The organism is Cupriavidus sp. GA3-3 (genome assembly GCF_000389805.1).
Lineage (GTDB): Bacteria > Pseudomonadota > Gammaproteobacteria > Burkholderiales > Burkholderiaceae > Cupriavidus > Cupriavidus necator_D.
The window spans coordinates 91,231-107,597 of sequence record NZ_KB944478.1; the positions used below are offsets into that span (position 1 = coordinate 91,231).

At 67.3% G+C, this 16,367-nt stretch carries 17 protein-coding genes; 5 read left to right on the forward strand and 12 right to left on the reverse strand.

Annotated features, from left to right (window positions below):
• Positions 1-26 precede the first annotated feature (26 nt).
• The 3 genes from C265_RS14220 to C265_RS14230 all read left to right on the forward strand — a co-directional run bounded on the left by C265_RS14220 (position 27) and on the right by C265_RS14230 (position 2,119).
• Positions 27-551 carry a gamma carbonic anhydrase family protein gene (locus C265_RS14220; RefSeq protein ID WP_010808992.1) on the forward strand — a complete coding sequence of 175 codons (525 nt, stop codon included), beginning with the start codon at positions 27-29 and terminating at the stop codon, positions 549-551.
• A 39-nt stretch (positions 552-590) separates the two neighbouring features.
• Positions 591-1,592 carry an Hsp33 family molecular chaperone HslO gene (locus C265_RS14225; RefSeq protein WP_010808993.1) on the forward strand — a complete coding sequence of 334 codons (1,002 nt, stop codon included), beginning with the start codon at positions 591-593 and terminating at the stop codon, positions 1,590-1,592.
• Positions 1,593-1,696: 104 nt separating this feature from the next.
• Positions 1,697-2,119, forward strand: coding sequence for a hypothetical protein (locus C265_RS14230; RefSeq protein WP_010808994.1), 423 nt, complete (start codon positions 1,697-1,699; stop codon positions 2,117-2,119).
• A 55-nt stretch (positions 2,120-2,174) separates the two neighbouring features.
• Here C265_RS14230 and ftsB read toward each other — a convergent pair whose 3' ends face one another.
• From ftsB to edd, 12 genes are all read right to left on the reverse strand, one after another.
• Complete coding sequence (gene ftsB / locus C265_RS14235; RefSeq protein WP_010808995.1) at positions 2,175-2,516, reverse strand: cell division protein FtsB; 342 nt, start codon at positions 2,514-2,516, stop codon at positions 2,175-2,177.
• A gap of 168 nt (positions 2,517-2,684) precedes the next feature.
• The gene (gene eno, locus C265_RS14240) at positions 2,685-3,974 is read right to left on the reverse strand and encodes a phosphopyruvate hydratase (protein WP_010808996.1); all 1,290 of its coding nucleotides are present in this window, start codon (positions 3,972-3,974) and stop codon (positions 2,685-2,687) included.
• Positions 3,975-4,062: 88 nt separating this feature from the next.
• Entirely contained in the window at positions 4,063-4,356 is a 294-nt protein-coding gene (locus C265_RS14245) for a DUF1330 domain-containing protein (RefSeq protein ID WP_010808997.1), read from the reverse strand.
• An 82-nt stretch (positions 4,357-4,438) separates the two neighbouring features.
• Positions 4,439-5,308 (reverse strand): 3-deoxy-8-phosphooctulonate synthase, encoded by an 870-nt coding sequence (kdsA, locus tag C265_RS14250; protein ID WP_010808998.1) that lies wholly within the window; start codon positions 5,306-5,308, stop codon positions 4,439-4,441.
• 28 nt (positions 5,309-5,336) lie between these two features.
• Positions 5,337-6,989 (reverse strand): CTP synthase, encoded by a 1,653-nt coding sequence (locus C265_RS14255; protein ID WP_010808999.1) that lies wholly within the window; start codon positions 6,987-6,989, stop codon positions 5,337-5,339.
• A 139-nt stretch (positions 6,990-7,128) separates the two neighbouring features.
• The gene (locus tag C265_RS30995) at positions 7,129-7,935 is read right to left on the reverse strand and encodes an alpha/beta fold hydrolase (RefSeq protein ID WP_010809000.1); all 807 of its coding nucleotides are present in this window, start codon (positions 7,933-7,935) and stop codon (positions 7,129-7,131) included.
• 21 nt (positions 7,936-7,956) lie between these two features.
• A complete protein-coding gene (locus C265_RS14260) occupies positions 7,957-8,778 on the reverse strand; it encodes a proteasome-type protease (RefSeq protein WP_010809001.1) in 822 nt (273 codons plus the stop codon).
• Positions 8,779-8,893: 115 nt separating this feature from the next.
• Complete coding sequence (locus C265_RS14265; protein ID WP_193385847.1) at positions 8,894-9,733, reverse strand: transglutaminase family protein; 840 nt, start codon at positions 9,731-9,733, stop codon at positions 8,894-8,896.
• A 47-nt stretch (positions 9,734-9,780) separates the two neighbouring features.
• Entirely contained in the window at positions 9,781-10,734 is a 954-nt protein-coding gene (locus C265_RS14270; RefSeq protein ID WP_010809003.1) for an alpha-E domain-containing protein, read from the reverse strand.
• Between the two features lie 67 nt (positions 10,735-10,801).
• The gene (locus tag C265_RS14275) at positions 10,802-12,277 is read right to left on the reverse strand and encodes a circularly permuted type 2 ATP-grasp protein (RefSeq protein WP_010809004.1); all 1,476 of its coding nucleotides are present in this window, start codon (positions 12,275-12,277) and stop codon (positions 10,802-10,804) included.
• A gap of 334 nt (positions 12,278-12,611) precedes the next feature.
• The gene (locus C265_RS14280) at positions 12,612-13,118 is read right to left on the reverse strand and encodes a gluconokinase (RefSeq protein WP_037024362.1); all 507 of its coding nucleotides are present in this window, start codon (positions 13,116-13,118) and stop codon (positions 12,612-12,614) included.
• 151 nt (positions 13,119-13,269) lie between these two features.
• Complete coding sequence (edd, locus tag C265_RS14285; RefSeq protein ID WP_010809006.1) at positions 13,270-15,165, reverse strand: phosphogluconate dehydratase; 1,896 nt, start codon at positions 15,163-15,165, stop codon at positions 13,270-13,272.
• Between edd and C265_RS32200 the strand changes: the two genes are divergently transcribed.
• Positions 15,164-15,376 carry a hypothetical protein gene (locus C265_RS32200; RefSeq protein WP_136227752.1) on the forward strand — a complete coding sequence of 71 codons (213 nt, stop codon included), beginning with the start codon at positions 15,164-15,166 and terminating at the stop codon, positions 15,374-15,376. The genes edd and C265_RS32200 overlap by 2 nt on opposite strands.
• A 43-nt stretch (positions 15,377-15,419) precedes the next feature.
• Positions 15,420-16,367: a MurR/RpiR family transcriptional regulator gene (locus C265_RS14290; protein ID WP_010809007.1), complete on the forward strand. Its 948-nt coding sequence runs from the start codon at positions 15,420-15,422 to the stop codon at positions 16,365-16,367.

A 16,367-nucleotide genomic window follows, 5' to 3' on the forward strand; every position in this document is an offset into this window, starting at 1 on the left:
CAAAAGCCTTTCGTGCAGGAGACCCCATGGCGCTTTACCAGCTCGGCGACGTCAAGCCCAATATCGACAGCGATGCCTACGTGGCCCCCGAAGCCACCGTCATCGGCAACGTGACCCTCAAGTCCCGCGCCAGCGCCTGGCCCGGTGTCGTGATCCGCGGCGACAACGAACCGATCGTGGTGGGCGAGGACACCAACATCCAGGAAGGCTCGGTGCTGCATACCGACCCGGGCTGCCCGCTGACCCTGGGCGACAAGGTCTCGATCGGCCACCAGGCCATGCTGCATGGCTGCACCGTAGGCGAAGGCTCGCTCATCGGGATCCAGGCCGTGGTGCTGAACCGCGCCGTGATCGGCAAGGAATGCCTGGTCGGCGCCGGTGCCGTGGTGACCGAGGGCAAGGTCTTCCCGGACCGCTCGCTGATCCTGGGCGCGCCGGCCAAGGTGGTGCGCCAGCTGACCGACGCCGACGTCGCCAACCTGTACCGCAACGCCGAGACCTACGCCACCCGGCAGGCCATGTACAAGCAACAGCTCAAGCGGATCGGCTGACGACCGCGGCGGCACTTACCGAATCATCGACAGATTATTGTGACCGATACCACCACCCCCGACACCCTGCAGAAATTCCTGTTCGACGCGGCTCCCGTGCGCGGCGAGCTGGTGCGCATGGAAGCCACCTGGCAAGAAGTGCTGGGCCGCCACAGCTACCCCGCACCGGTGCGCCGGCTGCTGGGCGAGATGATGGCCGCCGCGGCGCTGCTGTCGGCCAACCTGAAGTTCAACGGGGCGCTGGTGATGCAGCTGCACGGCGACGGCCCGGTGCGCATGCTGGTGGTGGAATGCCTGTCCGACCTGTCGATGCGCGCCACCGCCAAGCTGGCCGAGGGCGCGCACATCGCCGACGATGCCACGCTGGCGCAGATGGTCAACGCCCACGGCCACGGCCGCTTTGCCATCACGCTGGATCCGAAGGACAAGCTGCCGGGCCAGCAGGCGTACCAGGGCATCGTGCCGCTGGCCGACGCGCACGGCCCGCTGGCCTCGATCAGCGCCGTGCTGGAGCACTACATGCAGGCGTCCGAGCAGCTCGACACGCGCCTGTGGCTGGCGGCGGACGACCACGTCGCCGCCGGCATGCTGCTGCAGAAGCTGCCGGCCTACGGCGGCACCGCGGAAGTCGGCGAGACCGGCGCGCCGCTGGCCAGCCATGCCCGCGCGCAGGACCTGGACACCTGGGACCGTGCCGTGCAGCTGGGCGCCACGCTCAAGGCCGACGAACTGCTGGCCGAGACCCCCGACACCCTGCTGCGCCGCCTGTTCTGGGAAGACCTGCAGGCCGCCGGCCTGCGCGTGTTTGAGCCGCTGACGCCGCATTTCCATTGCTCCTGCTCGCGCCCCAAGGTGGCCGGCATGCTGCAGTCGCTGGGCCAGGAAGAGATCGAAGGCATCATCGCCGAGCGCGGCCAGGTCGAGATCCACTGCGACTTCTGCGGCCTGCGCTATGAGTTTGATCCGGTCGACTGCGCCCAGCTGTTCTCGGCCACCCATATCGCCACCGGCGCCGGTGCCGGCGCGCACCAGCACCACTGAGCGGCAGGCGCGGGGCGGCACGGCGGAAACAACCGCCTTGCCGTCCTGTCCAACGGCTGTACGATGGCAGCATCCAGCTGCCCCAAGCGCGCCTGAGAACAGCCATGTCCGCCCGAGCCACCCCCTCCCTGCCTGAATCTCCCGCCATCGTGCCGGCCGTGCTGCGCGGCCTTGCCGCCTGCGCCACGATCGTCGCACTACTGCTGGCCGCCGGCTGCGCAGAGCTGCCGCGCGACGTCAACGGCTCGCCGCCCACGGCGCGGCTGGCGCCCAACGCCATCCCGCCAGCGCCGCTGACCGCCGACGACAAGCAGAAGCTCGACACGCTGAACCAGCAGATACTGCGCGAGCAGGCCGCCGCGATCGCGCTCGACCAGCAGGCCGCGGCCGCGCGCGCGGCTTATGGCTATCCGAACACCAGCTGGAACCTGTATTACGGGGGATGGGGTGGTGGCCACTGGGGCGGCGGCGTCAGCGTCGGCATGCCCGGCTGGGGCTGGGGCGGTTATCCGTACGGCTGGTGGTGACAGGCAGGCGGCGGGCTGGATGCAAGCCCACCGACAGCGAGAGGCAAGGCGCCCCTTAGTGGCCGCCTCTTCCGGCGACCGAATTCGCCGGCGGCGGCAACGGCGGCGTCGCGCTGACCTTGGGCGCCGGCGCGACAAACTGCACGAAGACCTCGCCTTCCCTCACCATGCCCAACTCATAGCGGGCACGTTCCTCGATCGCGCCGGTGCCGTCCTGCAGGTCGGCGACTTCCCCTTCCAGCTTGGCGTTGCGCAGCTTGAGCGTCTGGTTGCGGGTGCCCTGCTCGGTCAGTTGCCGGTTCAGGTCCCACACGCGCAGCCAGCCGCCCTTGCCCAGCCAGAGCGGGTACTGGATGGCAAGCAGCAGCACAAACAACAGCAGCGAGATCAGGCGCATGAAAGATGGCGGACAGGAAATTCCGCACAATGATCTGCGAACTCAGCCCGGAAGGCAATTGCCAGGCAGATTTCGATACAAAAACGGCGGCGGCCAGGGAATCCCGGCCGCCGCCATTCCATCCGCTTGCTGCCGCTCCCGCGCAAGCGGGAACGGCAGGGCAAGGTGTCAGCGCAGGTTGTAGAACGCGCCCTTGCCCGGGTAGCTGGCGATATCGCCGAGGTCTTCCTCGATGCGCAGCAGCTGGTTGTACTTGGCCATGCGGTCCGAGCGCGACAGCGAGCCGGTCTTGATCTGGCCGGCGTTGGTGCCCACGGCGATATCGGCAATGGTGCTGTCTTCGGTTTCGCCCGAGCGGTGCGAGATCACGGCGGTGTAGCCGGCGCGCTTGGCCATCTCGATGGCGGCGAAGGTTTCGGTCAGCGTGCCGATCTGGTTGATCTTGATCAGGATCGAGTTGCCGATGCCCTTCTCGATGCCTTCCTTCAGGATCTTGGTGTTGGTGACGAACAGGTCGTCGCCCACCAGCTGCACGCGCGTGCCCAGCTTCTCGGTCAGCGTCTTCCAGCCGTCCCAGTCGCCTTCGGCCATGCCGTCCTCGATCGACACGATCGGGAACTTGTCGCACAGGTTGGCCAGGTAGTCGGCGAACTGGGTCGACGACAGCTTCAGGCCTTCGCCTTCCAGCTGGTACACGCCTTCGCCTTCGTGGTAGAACTCGCTGGCGGCGCAGTCCAGCGCCAGCAGCACGTCTTCACCGGCACGGTAGCCGGCCTTCTCGATGGCCTGCACCACAGTGTTCAGGCATTCCTCGTTGGACGAGAAGTTGGGGGCGAAGCCGCCCTCGTCGCCGACCGCGGTGGACATGCCCTTGTCGGCCAGGATCTTCTTCAGCGCGTGGAAGATCTCGGCGCCGCAGCGCAGGGCTTCGCGGAAGCTGGTCTGCGACACCGGCATGATCATGAATTCCTGGATGTCCAGGCTGTTGTTGGCGTGCGCGCCGCCGTTGACGATGTTCATCATCGGCACCGGCAGCTGCATCGCGCCCGAACCGCCAAAGTAGCGGTACAGCGGCAGGCCGGCTTCTTCAGCGGCGGCCTTGGCAACGGCCATCGACACCGCCAGCATGGCGTTGGCGCCCAGGCGGCCCTTGTTCTCGGTGCCGTCGAGGTCGATCAGGGTGCGGTCCAGGAAGGCCTGCTCGGAGGCATCCAGGCCCATGATGGCTTCGGAGATTTCAGTGTTGATGTGCTCGACGGCCTTCAGCACGCCCTTGCCCAGGTAACGCGACTTGTCGCCGTCACGCAGTTCGATGGCTTCGCGCGAACCGGTCGAGGCGCCCGACGGCACTGCCGCACGGCCCATCACGCCGGATTCCAGCAGCACGTCGCATTCGACGGTGGGGTTGCCGCGCGAGTCGAGAACCTCGCGACCGATGATATCTACGATTGCACTCATGAATTCCTCTCTGACTGTTGATTCTTGCTGCTGCTGATTACTTCAACCTGTGCCCGTGTCAGGCGCATGTCAAACTGCCCGGCAACCCTCAGGCAGCGCCTTCCACCACGATCATGTTCATCTTTGCCGCGTGCTCGCGCGCCTTGCGGGCGGCGCGATAGGCTTCGCCGTCATGGAACGACCTGGCGGCTTCATAGCTGGGGAATTTCAGCACCACGACGCGGGTCGGCGCCCACTCGCCCTCCAGCGGCTCGGTCTTGCCGCCGCGCACCAGCACTTCGGCGCCATGAATCTGCATGGCCTTGCTCGAAAGCACTTTGTATTCTTCGTACTGCTGGGGGTCGGTCACGTCGACGTAGGCGATGATATAGCCCGCGGCCATGGAATATCTCCCGATTTTTTGTATTGTCTTTCGATATGGTTTGTCACCACCGGCATTGCGGTGGTGACAAGACCGGGCCTGCTCAGGCGCAGGCCGGCCAGCCGAAGTTGTCTTCCAGGAAACCGGCGCGCTTGACCAGCGTGTCCAGGTCCTTGAGCACGGCCAGCAGTTCCTTCATGCGCGACAGCGGCACCGCGTTGGGGCCATCGGACATGGCCTTGCTCGGGTCCGGGTGCGTTTCCATGAACAGGCCCGCCACGCCGGTGGCGACGGCGGCGCGCGACAGCACCGGCACGAACTCGCGCTGGCCGCCCGAGCTGGTGCCCTGGCCGCCCGGCAGCTGCACCGAGTGGGTGGCGTCGAACACCACCGGGGCACCGGTCTCGCGCATGATCGCCAGCGAGCGCATGTCGGACACCAGGTTGTTGTAGCCGAACGAGACACCACGCTCGCAGGCCATGAAGACATCGTCAGGCAGACCGGCTTCGCGCGCGGCATCGCGCGCCTTGTCGATCACGTTCTTCATGTCATGCGGCGCCAGGAACTGGCCCTTCTTGATGTTCACCGGCTTGCCGCTCTGGGCGCAGGCACGGATGAAATCAGTCTGGCGGCACAGGAAGGCCGGCGTCTGCAGCACGTCCACCACGGCAGCGACGGGCTTGATCTCGTCGATCTCGTGGATGTCGGTCAGCACCGGCACGCCGATCTCGCGCTTGACGGTGGCCAGGATCTCCAGGCCCTTTTCCATCCCCAGGCCGCGGAACGACTTGCCGGACGAACGGTTGGCCTTGTCGAACGACGACTTGTAAATGAACGGGATGCCCAGTTCGGCGGTGATGGCCTTGAGCTCGCCGGCCGTATCCAGCGCCATCTGCTCCGACTCGATCACGCACGGACCGGCGATCAGGAAGAACGGCTTGTCGAGGCCGGCCTCGAATCCACAGAGTTTCATGACTGTCTCTCCTGCTTGCCGCCGGGGCTTACGCGCCCTTGCGCTGCTGGCTGGCCAGCGCGGCTTCGACGTAGGCCTTGAACAGCGGGTGGCCGTCACGCGGCGTCGAGGTGAATTCCGGGTGGAACTGCACGCCGACGAACCAGGGGTGCATCGACTCGGGCAGCTCCATCATTTCCGGCAGGTTCTCGGTCGGCGTGCGCGCCGAGATCACCATGCCGGCCTTTTCCAGCGTCGGCACGTAGTGGTTGTTGACCTCGTAGCGGTGACGGTGGCGTTCATTGACCTCGGCGCCGTAGATCGTCGCTGCCTTGGTGCCTTCCTTGACCGGCACGCGCTGGGCGCCCAGGCGCATGGTGCCGCCCAGGTCGGAATCGGCCGAGCGCTGCTCGACCTTGCCTTCGCGGTCCACCCACTCGGTGATCAGCGCGACCACGGGGTGTTCGGTTTCCAGGTTGAACTCGGTCGAGTTGGCATCGGTCATGCCGGCCAGGTGGCGGGCAAACTCGATCACGGCCAGCTGCATGCCCAGGCAGATGCCCAGGTACGGGATCTTGTTCTCGCGGGCGTACTGGATCGCGCGGATCTTGCCTTCCGTGCCGCGCTTGCCGAAGCCGCCCGGCACCAGGATGGCGTCGAGCGGGGCCAGCACTTCGAGGTGGCCCGATTCCAGTTCCTCGGAGTCGATGTACTCGATGTTGACGCGCGTGGCGGTGTGCATGCCGGCGTGGCGCAGGGCCTCGATCAGCGACTTGTACGACTCGGTCAGGTCGACGTACTTGCCGACCATGCCGATGGTGATCTCGTGCTCGGGATTTTCCTGGGCGTTGACCAGCTTCTGCCACATCGACAGGTCGGCGGGCTTGGGATCCAGGCGCAGTTCCTCGCAGATCAGGCGGTCCAGGCCCTGCTCGTTGAGCATCTGCGGGATCTTGTAGATGCTGTCCGCATCCCACACCGAAATCACGGCGTCTTGCGGGATATTGGCGAACAACGAGATCTTGGCGCGCTCGTCGTCCGGGATCGGGCGGTCGGCGCGGCACAGCAGCGCGGTCGGCGAGATGCCGATTTCACGCAGCTTCTGCACCGAGTGCTGGGTCGGCTTGGTCTTGAGCTCGCCAGCGCTGGCAATGAACGGCACCAGCGTCAGGTGCACGAAGGCGCAGTGGTTGCGGCCCATGCGCAGGCTCATCTGGCGCGCGGCTTCCAGGAACGGCAGCGATTCGATGTCACCCACGGTGCCGCCGATTTCCACCAGCGCCACGTCGGCCTTGCCGTCGTGCGACGCCGCGGCGCCCCTTTCGACAAAGGCCTGGATCTCGTTGGTGATATGCGGGATCACCTGCACGGTCTTGCCCAGGTATTCGCCGCGGCGCTCCTTGCGGATCACCGATTCGTAGATCTGGCCCGTGGTGAAGTTGTTCGACTTGCGCATCTTGGCCGAGACGAAACGCTCGTAGTGGCCGAGATCGAGGTCGGTTTCAGCACCGTCTTCCGTGACAAACACCTCGCCATGCTGGAAGGGGCTCATCGTGCCGGGATCGACGTTGATGTAGGGATCTAGCTTGAGGAGGGTGACTTTGAGGCCGCGCGACTCAAGAATGGCCGCGAGCGAGGCAGCAGCGATGCCCTTGCCGAGAGAAGAGACGACGCCACCGGTGACGAAGACGAATTTGGTCATAAACCGAGCTTGCCGGGGAAATCGGGATTATACATGAGAGCCCGATTCCCGCCGACCCGGAAATTGTGACAGCACCCCTCCTCGGCGGGGCTGCAACAGGCCTTCCCGGTGCGTTGCGGCGCATGCGCCGCACCCCGCCTCAGCGCCCCTCGCGGCGCATCGCGCCGATCAGGTCGCGCACCAGCTGCGCCGTCTCCTGCGGCCGCTCCATCGGGTACAGGTGGCCGCCCTCGATAAAGCGCAGATTCGGGCCGACCAGCTTGCGGGTGGCACCCAGCCCACACTGGCGCACCTCGCGCGAACGCGTGCCGGCGACAAAGCCGACCGGCACCGGCGCGCCGCGCGCCACCTTGCGCCCCAGGCTGGTCGGCAGCGTGCGGTAGATCCAGTATTCGACCTCGCGGTCAAAGCGCAGCCGCCGCTCGTTGTCCTTGCCGGTCGGCTCGGTGCCGTGGATGGCGTAGTCGCGCAGCACCTCTTGGTCCCACACCGCGAAGTTGGGCTTGGCGCGGAAGTGTTCCCAGACCGCCTCGGCGTCCGGCCAGTGGGTGCGCCGGTTTTTGGTCACCGCCGCCGGGCCGGGCTTTTCGTCCATGCCGAACATCTGGGCGGTCTTCAGCAGCGACGCGCGCCAGCCGGCAATGATCGGCGAATCCAGCATCACCACGCCGCGCACGCGCTCCGGGCGCCGCAGCGCCGCCATCAGCGACAGGAAGCCGCCCAGCGAATGGCCCACCAGCCACACCGGCTCGTGGTACTGGCGGTCAATCTCGCCGAGCAGCTCCTCCACCAGGTGCGGCCAGCCGCGCGTCACCGGGAATTCAGGCTTGTGCCCGTAGCGGTCCACGGCGCGGAATTCGAAGTCGCCGTCCAGTTCGCCGAACAGCTTGCGGTAGGTGGTCACCGGGAAGCCGTTGGCATGGGAAAAATGAATGATCTCGCGCATCGCTTGTTTCCTCGCCCGGCCTCAGTCCTGGGTACGCGACGGATTGCGCTTGGCGCGCACCGGCTGGCCCCAGCGGTCGGCCTCGCCGGGACGCGCCAGCGAGAATTCCGCGGGCGCGCCGGGATCCCACTCGGGATTGTGGATCTCGCCGAAGACCTGGCGCAGGCGCTGCCCCCAGGTGTCGCGGATCATGCGGAAATAGGCGTTGCGCTCGTCGATGTTGACGAAGCGCGTCACGCACAGCGTATCGGCCTCATAGACCAGCAGGTCCAGCGGCAGGCCGACCGAGATATTCGACTTGAGCGTCGAATCCATCGAGATCAGCGCGCATTTGGCCCCCTCGGCCAGCGGCAGCGACGGGTGCACCACGCGGTCGATGATGGGCTTGCCGTACTTGGCCTCGCCGATCTGGAAGTAGCAGTTCTCGGGCGTGGCCTCGACAAAATTGCCGGCCGCGTAGATGTTGAACAGCCGCACGCGTTCACCGCGCACCTGGCCGCCGAAGATCAGGCTGACATTGAATTCGATGCCGGCATCGCGCAGCGCATGCGCATCGCGCTTGTGCACCTGGCGCACCGCCTCGCCGACGATGGAAGCGGCCTCGAACATGTCGCGCGCGGTCCACAGCGAGCGCTTCTCGTCATGGTTCTCGGCCAGGATCTGGCGCACCGACTGGCTGATCGCCAGGTTGCCGGCGGTCATCAGCACCATCACGCGGTCGCCGGGCTCTTCGAACACCGTCATCTTGCGCGACGTGGAGATGGCATCTACCCCCGCATTGGTGCGGGAATCGGACAGGAATACCAGGCCGGCATCCAGCCGCATGGCTACACAGTAAGTCATGGTCTTGTTTTGGTGTGCTTTGCGGCGGCCGGAAGTGGCCAGCCGATGGCCTGCATACCCGGGATTCTAGCGCCCGTATTGCGGCACCGCGCCCTGTCTGGAATCAGGCACCTAATCAGGTAAAAAGCGGCGTGATACTCACATCAACTTCAAGCGTCTCGCCGGAACCCCCTTCCAGGATGCCCCTGACTGGTGCAGCCGACGCATAATCGCGCCCCACCGCGAGGCGTATATGACGCTCGTCGGTCAGGCAGCCGTGGGTGATGTCGACGCTGCACCACACCTCGCGCGCCGGGTCCAGGCATACGTCGGCCCAGGCATGGCTGGCCATCTCGATCGCGGCCGGATCGTAGAAGTATCCGCTCACATAGCGTGCCGGGATACCGAGCGCCCGGCACGCCGCCACCATCACCTGCGCCTGGTCCTGGCACACGCCGCTGCCCAGGCTGAAGGCCTCGGCCGCCGAGGTGCCGACGTCAGTGGTGTTGGGCTTGTAGCGCACCCGCTCCGCAATCCCCTGGGCCAACGCCAGCAGCGCCGGAATCTCGTGCCCGGCCGCCAGGAACGGCGCGGCAAACGCCTGCATCTCCGGCGGAGCCGAGGTCAGTGGCGTGCTGCCGAGGAAGTACAGCGGCGACACCCGGGACTCGCCGGGGGGCGGAGCGTCGCAGAACGCATGGTGGCCGTCCCGGTCGAGGTCGCCATGCGGCGGCAGCACTTCCACCTCGCCGCTGGCTTCGATCGAGATGGTGCCGGTCGGTCCGGCCACCGTGAAGTTGTGCACGATATTGCCGAATCCGTCGCGCGCCGCCGACGGATTGCCAGGCGCGACCAGTTGCCAGCGGTGCACCGTCTGCAGCGGGCCCGAACGCGGCTCGAGCCGCACTTCGTGCACGCTGCGGCGCACCGGCTCGGCGTAGCGGTAAACAGTATGGTGGTGGATCTTGTATTTCACGGTATCAGGGCGCGGCGGCGGCACATGGAGGCTGCCGGCGGCCCATTTCAGGCAGCCAGCAGCGGCACGAGGAAGTCCCGGCTGATGCCATTGCCGAGATCGCCGATGCGCTCCAGGAAGCTGGTCAGGTACGCGTGCAGGCCGACCGCGAAAATATCGTCGATGCGCGCGTACTTCAGGTCGGCGTGGAGTTTACCAGCCTGGCGCTCGGTTTCCGCCGATTGCTGGTTGCGCACCGTATGCAGGATGGCCACCACCTCGTCCATGCTCGACACCAGCGAGCGCGGCATGTCGGGCCGCAGGATCAGCAGCTCGGCCACGCGCTGCGGCGTAATGACCGCGCGATAGACCTTGCGGTAGACCTCGAAGCCCGAGACCGAGCGCAGCACCGCGGCCCAGTGATAGAAATCGTTCTGGTCGCGGTTGGCATCGCTCTCGTCGCTGCCCGATGCCTGGAACTTGACGTCGAGGATCCGCGCGGTGTTGTCGGCGCGCTCCAGGAACGTGCCCAGCCGCATGAAGTGGAAGGCATCGTCCTTGAGCATGGTGCCGAACTGGACCCCGCGCGCCAGGTGCGAGCGGAACTTGACCCATTCGAAGAACGCCGACGGGTCCTCCTTCAGCACGCCGTCGGCGATCAGGCGCTGCACCTCCAGCCAGGTGGTGTTGACGGTCTCCCAGACCTCGGTGGTCAGCGAGCCGCGCACCGCGCGCGCATTCTCGCGCGCCGCACGCAGGCAGCTCATGATGGACGAGGCGTTGGTCATGTCGCGCACCATGAAGTCGATCACATCGTCGCGCGACAGCAGTCCGTACTTGTGGTCGAAGACATCGGTCAGCTCCGAGATATCGAGCATGGCCCACCAGCCCTGCTCGGCCACCTCGGCCGATTGCGGCAGGAGCGAGGTCTGGTAGTTGACGTCGAGCATGCGCGCGGTGTTCTCCGCGCGCTCGGTGTAGCGGGCCATCCAGAACAGGTGGTCGGCGGTGCGGCTCAGCATGTGGGCTCTCCTGGCGTGGCGGCGGTCGCCATGGCGGTCGTTGCGGCGGTCATCATGTGGTTCGCGTTCATCGTTCCAGCACCCAGGTGTCCTTGGTGCCGCCCCCTTGCGAGGAATTCACCACCAGCGAGCCCTCGCGCAGCGCCACGCGGGTCAGCCCGCCAGGCACCATGCGCACCTCCTTGCCCGACAGCACGAACGGGCGCAGGTCGATATGGCGCGGCGCGATGCCCGACTCCACATAGGTCGGGCAGGTCGACAGCGCCAGCGTCGGCTGCGCGATGTACTGCTCCGGGCGCGCCTTCACCACTTCGCGGAAGGCATCGATCTCGGCCCGCGTGGCGGCCGGGCCGACCAGCATGCCGTAGCCGCCGGCGCCGTGGGTCTCCTTGACCACCAGTTCTTCCATATGGTCCAGCACGTACTGCAGGTCGTCCGGGCGCCGGCACATATAGGTCGGCACGTTGCTGAGGATGGCCTCTTCGCCCAGGTAGAAGCGGATCATGTCGGGCACGTACGGATAGATCGACTTGTCGTCGGCCACGCCCGTGCCGATGGCGTTGCAGATGGTCACGTTGCCGGCGCGGTAGACCGACAGCAAGCCGGCCGCGCCCAGCGAGGAATCGTGGCGGAACACCAGCGGGTCGAGGAAGTCGTCGTCGACGCGGCGGTAGATCACGTCGACGCGCTGCGGGCCCTGCGTGGTGCGCATGAACAGGTGGTCGTCCTCGACGAAGAGATCGCTGCCTTCGACCAGTTCCACGCCCATCTGCTGCGCCAGGAAGGCATGCTCGAAGTAGGCCGAGTTGTACATGCCCGGCGTCAGCACCACCACGGTGGGATCGGCAATGGCCTGCGGCGACACCCCGCGCAGCATGTCGAGCAACAGGTCAGGATAGTGGGCCACCGGCGCCACGCGGTTGCGCGCGAACAGGTCCGGGAACAACCGCATCATCATCTTGCGGTTTTCCAGCATGTACGACACGCCCGAGGGCACGCGCAGGTTGTCTTCCAGCACGTAGAACTCGCCCTCGCCGGCGCGCACCACGTCGATGCCGGCCACGTGCGCATAGATGTCGTGCGGCACGTTGACGCCGAGCATCTCGGGCCGGTACTGGGCGTTGTTGTAGATCTGGTCGGGCGGGATCACGCCGGCGCGGATGATGTCCTGGCCGTGGTAGATATCGTGGACAAAGCGGTTGAGCGCGGCCACGCGCTGGCGCAGCCCTTTTTCCAGCAGCGCCCATTCGTTCGCCGGGAAGATGCGCGGGATCACGTCGAACGGAATGGTGCGTTCGGTGCCGCTGTTGGCTTCATCCTTGTCGCCGTAGACGGCAAAGGTAATGCCCACGCGCCGGAAGATCAGGTCGGCCTCGGCGCGCTTGTTGCCCATCGTGCCTTCAGACTGCCGCGCCAGCCAGTCAGCGAAATGCCGGTAATGCGGGCGCACCGCGCCTTCAGGCAACGCCTGCCCCGCCTGGATAACCCATTGCGCCCCGTCCGTGCGCCAGTCCAGCATCTCGTCGAAATACCGCCCCGCCATGATGGCCGTTCCTCCATGTCGCGGGCTTCCGGTGCTACCGCTTCACTGCGACTTCGTGGTCGCTACCGGCTGCCCTGGTTTTGCCCTGGCTTTCCCGTCCCCAGCCCGCCGCGCCTGCCCGTTCGGGACGCTCACGGCGATACTGTCGAGTCACTGGCCCTTTCAGCATACCCGTACCGGCGAAACCCGCAAGCTGGCGGGCGCCGGCCGGCACGGAAAGTGAACTAGCAAGATGTCTGCCAGCGCACGCAAAAGCGGCCGCCAGCCAGGCTGGCGGCCGCTTGCGGGCTGCACGGGAACGGGGCCGGCCGGAACGGTCGGCGAGGTCAGCAGGTCAGCGCGCCGCGCCGGCGCCCTGCGGCACCGTGGCCTGCAGGATGGTGGCGACCAGCGCCTCGGGCGACTGGCGGATGTCGAGCACCAGCGCGTCGCTGGGCTCTTCCAGCGTATCGAACTGGCTTTGCAGCAGGTCGGGGTTGAAGAAGTGTTCCGTGCGCGCGGACAGGCGCGTGCCGATCAGCGATGCATCGCCCTTCATGAAGACGAAGGTCACGCCGCCGTCGGGCGGGGTCAGCCGGTCGCGGTAGGCCTGGCGCAGTGCCGAGCAGGTGAACACATGGGTGCGGCCTTCGGCCCGGGCCGCGTCGATGGCGGCGCGCATGGCCGCCAGCCATGGCCAGCGGTCTTCGTCGGTCAGCGGGACGCCAGCGTGCATCTTGGCCTTGTTGGCGTCGCTGTGGAATGCATCGGCGTCATGGAAGCCGCAGCCCAGTCGCTGCGCCAGCAACTGGCCGACCGTGGTCTTGCCGCTGCCGGAAACGCCCATCAGGATATAGATCATGTCTGCTCCGTCGGTCTTGGTATCGGATGGTGTCGCCATCCTTGTCTGTCCTTGTCGGTCCAGCTGGACGTCCTTGCGGCGGCGCAAAGACGTCCGGGGGGGCGCTGCCGCCCCGCAGGGAACTTCAGGGGAAAATCGGCCTCAGGCCTGGCTATTGTGCGACGGTTTGCGCCGCTGCGGTACGTTGGCGCCCGCCTGCGCCGGCCCCAACATCCGCCTCGGACAGGTCAAGTGCGCTGCCGCCCTCTTCCGCGATGCGCGCGTGGCGCCGGAACAGGCCGAACAGGCCGCGCCCCAGGCTGAATTGCGCGAAATCGTCGTCCGGCGCCGCGGCCAGCTCGCGCGCCGCGAATTCACGTTCGTCGCCCAGCCACTGCAGCGTGCCGGCAACGGCATCGACACGGATGCGGTCGCCGTCGCGCACGCGCGCGAGCGCGCCGCCGGCCAGCGCCTCGGGGCCAACGTGGATCACCGCCGGCACCTTGCCCGACGCGCCGGACATGCGGCCGTCGGTCACCAGCGCCACCTTGTGGCCGGCGTCCTGCAGCGCGCCCAGCACCGGGGTCAGGCGGTGCAGCTCGGGCATGCCGTTGGCGTTCGGCCCCTGGAAACGCACCACCGCGACCAGGTCGCCGGTCAGCTCGCCCGCATCGAAGGCCGCCTGCAGCGCCTCCTGCGCATCGAACACCCGCACCGGGGCTTCGACCACGCGGTGCTCCGGCGCCACCGCCGAGACCTTGATCACGCCGCGGCCCAGGTTGCCCTGCATCAGCCGCAACCCGCCCTCGGCCGAGAAAGGCTCCGCGACCGTCGCCAGCACCTGCGCGTCGCCGCTGTGCGCCGCGCCGTCGCGCCAGCGCAGCACGCCGTCGGCCATCACCGGCTCCTGCGCATAGCGGGCCAGCCCGGGGCCGGCCACGGTCTGCACGTCCTCATGCAGCAGGCCGGCCTGCAGCAGTTCGCGGATGACGAAACCGGCGCCGCCCGCGGCATGGAAGTGGTTCACATCGGCCGAGCCGTTCGGGTAGACGCGCGCCAGCAGCGGCGTGATGCGCGACAGCAGATCGAAATCGTTCCAGTCGATGACGATGCCCGCGGCGCGCGCCATCGCCACCAGGTGGATGGTGTGGTTGGTGGAGCCGCCGGTCGCCAGCAGGCCGACCATGGCGTTGGCAATGGCGCGCTCGTCGACGATGCGCGCCAGCGGCAGGTATTCGTCGCCGCGCGCGCGCAGGGCGATCGCGCGTTGCGCGGCCGCCGCGGTCAGCGCATCGCGCAGGCCGCTGTCCGGGTGCACGAAGGCCGCGCCCGGCAGGTGCAGGCCCATGATTTCCATCAGGAACTGGTTGCTGTTGGCGGTGCCGTAGAAGGTGCAGGTGCCGGCGCCGTGGTAGGCCTGGCATTCGGCTTCGAGCAGCGCATCGCGCCCGACCTGGCCGGTGGCGTAGAGCTGGCGCACGCGCGCCTTCTCCTTGTTGGGCAGCCCGCTGGCCATCGGGCCCGCCGGCACGAACACCATCGGCAGGTGGCCGAACTGCAGCGCGCCCATCAGCAGGCCGGGCACGATCTTGTCGCACACGCCCAGCATCAGCGCCGCATCAAAGGTGTTGTGCGACAGCGCCACCGCGGTGCCCATCGCAATCGCATCGCGCGAGAACAGCGACAGCTCCATGCCCGGGTTGCCCTGCGTGATGCCGTCGCACATCGCCGGCACGCCGCCCGCCACCTGCGCCACCGCGCCCACCGCGCGCGCGGCCTCGCGGATCACGGCGGGGTAGCGCTCGTACGGCTGGTGCGCCGACAGCATGTCGTTGTACGCGGTGACGATGCCCAGGTTGGGGGCATGGTCGACGCGCAGCTTCAGCTTGTCGTTGGCCGGCAATGCGGCAAAGCCGTGCGCCAGGTTGGCGCAGGACATGCCGCGCAGCGGCCCCAGTTCAGCCTGCGCGCGCTCGCAGCGGGCAAGGTAGGCGGCGCGGCTGGCGCGGCTGCGCGCGACGATGCACTCGGTGACGGCAAGAAGCTCGGCATGGACGGCAGAAGGCATGGCGGAGACGTTCCTTGTGGGCTTGGTGGCGGCGCGGCAATGCCGCGCCATCGCATGTAGATTTTCTACAGATCGCCGCCATTATACCGAGCGCGAGCACGCCGTCGACCCGCTCATGCATCACAATTGCGCAGAAATTCCCGGAATCAGGGCAAACCCCGAGGGCGGGCGACGCACCATTTCGGGCAAGATGCGGCGCCATCCGATGTAGAATCTCTACATATCCGCAACCCCAGACACTGCCTCCCGCCGCCATGCGCGACCGAATCCTAGCCGTCTACGACACGCTCCGCCCTTCTGAACGCCGCCTGGCCGACTATGTCGCCCGGCATGGCGCCGCCGTGATCCGGCTGTCGATGCCCGAGCTGGCCGAGCGCGCCGGCGTGTCGCAGCCCACCATCGCGCGCTTCTGCGCGGCGCTGGGCTACGACGGCTTCCGCGAATTCAAGCTGCAGTTCGCGCAGAACGTTGGCGGCGGCACGCCCTTCGTGCACCAGGACGTCGCGGCCGACGACCGCCCCGCGGACATCGCCGGCAAGGTCTTCGACCGCACCATTGCCACGCTGATGAGCGTGCGCAATGCGCTGTCGGCCGACCAGATCGAGCATGGCATCCAGCTGCTCGCCGGCGCGCGCCGCATCGAGTTCTACGGCTGCGGCAACTCCGGCATCGTCGCGCTGGATATCCAGCACAAGTTCTTCCGCCTGGGCATGCCGACGGTTGCGTATTCCGACCCGCACGTGTTCAGCATGTCGGCCGCGCTGCTCGCCCGTGGCGACGTGGCCGTGCTGGTCTCCAACAGCGGCCGCACCTGGGACATGCTGACCGCTGCCACGCTGGCGCGCAGCAGCGGCGCCAGCGTGCTGGCAATCACGCACAGCGGCTCGCCGCTGGCGCGGCTGGCTGACGTCTGCGTGTTTTCCGACGTCGAGGAAGACAGCGAGGTCTACACGCCGATGACCTCGCGCATCAGCCACCTGGTGCTGGGCGACGTCCTGGCCGCCGGCGTGGCGCTTGCGCGCGCCGACACCGTCGCCCCCCGCCTGCAGCGCGCCAAGGCGCATCTGCGCGAACGACGCATTGCCGGTGCGGAGCCGGCCCGGCCAGTACCGCCGGCACGAAACCGCGCCAGGCCCGCCGCAGCCGAGCCAGCCACGCCCGCGCTGCCCGCCACCCGCACGCGTAGCCGCAAAGCCAGTTGA

Bases quoted from the DNA above. Each gene is read 5' to 3' on its own strand.
- C265_RS14255 (WP_010808999.1), bottom strand. From the start codon at position 6,989: ATGACCAAATTCGTCTTCGTCACCGGTGGCGTCGTCTCTTCTCTCGGC.
- C265_RS14290 (WP_010809007.1), top strand. From the start codon at position 15,420: ATGCGCGACCGAATCCTAGCCGTCTACGACACGCTCCGCCCTTCTGAA.
- C265_RS14280 (WP_037024362.1), bottom strand. From the start codon at position 13,118: ATGATCTATATCCTGATGGGCGTTTCCGGCAGCGGCAAGACCACGGTC.
- C265_RS30995 (WP_010809000.1), bottom strand. From the start codon at position 7,935: ATGCGCGAGATCATTCATTTTTCCCATGCCAACGGCTTCCCGGTGACC.
- C265_RS14220 (WP_010808992.1), top strand. From the start codon at position 27: ATGGCGCTTTACCAGCTCGGCGACGTCAAGCCCAATATCGACAGCGAT.
- kdsA (WP_010808998.1), bottom strand. From the start codon at position 5,308: ATGAAACTCTGTGGATTCGAGGCCGGCCTCGACAAGCCGTTCTTCCTG.
- C265_RS14230 (WP_010808994.1), top strand. From the start codon at position 1,697: ATGTCCGCCCGAGCCACCCCCTCCCTGCCTGAATCTCCCGCCATCGTG.
- C265_RS14270 (WP_010809003.1), bottom strand. From the start codon at position 10,734: ATGCTGAGCCGCACCGCCGACCACCTGTTCTGGATGGCCCGCTACACC.
- ftsB (WP_010808995.1), bottom strand. From the start codon at position 2,516: ATGCGCCTGATCTCGCTGCTGTTGTTTGTGCTGCTGCTTGCCATCCAG.
- C265_RS14275 (WP_010809004.1), bottom strand. From the start codon at position 12,277: ATGGCGGGGCGGTATTTCGACGAGATGCTGGACTGGCGCACGGACGGG.
- edd (WP_010809006.1), bottom strand. From the start codon at position 15,165: ATGCCTTCTGCCGTCCATGCCGAGCTTCTTGCCGTCACCGAGTGCATC.
- C265_RS14245 (WP_010808997.1), bottom strand. From the start codon at position 4,356: ATGGCCGCGGGCTATATCATCGCCTACGTCGACGTGACCGACCCCCAG.
- eno (WP_010808996.1), bottom strand. From the start codon at position 3,974: ATGAGTGCAATCGTAGATATCATCGGTCGCGAGGTTCTCGACTCGCGC.
- C265_RS32200 (WP_136227752.1), top strand. From the start codon at position 15,164: ATGGCGGAGACGTTCCTTGTGGGCTTGGTGGCGGCGCGGCAATGCCGC.
- C265_RS14260 (WP_010809001.1), bottom strand. From the start codon at position 8,778: ATGACTTACTGTGTAGCCATGCGGCTGGATGCCGGCCTGGTATTCCTG.